Origin of the sequence: Salinicola socius (genome assembly GCF_001937195.1) — a bacterium.
In the GTDB taxonomy this organism is placed as follows: domain Bacteria; phylum Pseudomonadota; class Gammaproteobacteria; order Pseudomonadales; family Halomonadaceae; genus Salinicola; species Salinicola socius.
Genome location: NZ_MSDO01000085.1, coordinates 1 through 473, shown reverse-complemented (window position 1 = coordinate 473; position 473 = coordinate 1). Strand labels below are relative to the sequence as shown.

General features: G+C 66.8%; 1 pseudogene. It reads right to left on the bottom strand.

From position 1 onward, the window contains the following. A pseudogene (locus BTW07_RS19940) lies at positions 1-473 on the bottom strand (hypothetical protein); the annotation flags it as partial.

Genomic DNA, 473 nt, shown 5'->3' with positions numbered 1-473 from the left:
CGGACTCGAGCCGACGCTTTTCACGCGGGTCGTTGTGGGCCCTGCGGCGACGCGATCGACGTAGCTCGCCGTCACTCTCTGCCACGGAAACGCTGGCGTCGGGCGCTTTGGGTTCCGGTGCAGTGTCGCTGGATTCAGCGCTGGTGGGAGTCGCATCCGCCGCCTGCTCACCGCGGGTCTCTGCCTGCTCAGGAAGAGGCGTGGTGGGCATCTGCTGCGCCGATTTCGCATCCGCCGCCTGCTCACCGCGGGTCTCTGCCTGTTCGGGAAGAGGCGTGGTGGGCATCTGCTGCGCCGATTCCGCATCCGTTGTCGGCTCTACCTGGGGCTGTGCAGGCTCGGTGGACATCGGTTCCGCCTTCTCATGCGGTGCCACGGTATCTTTCTCGGCGCTGCCCTCGACAACTTCCTCGGCGCTGGTGGCGTCCTTTTGCTGGGTAGCGGAGGACTCGGAAGCGACGGGCTTGGCCGCT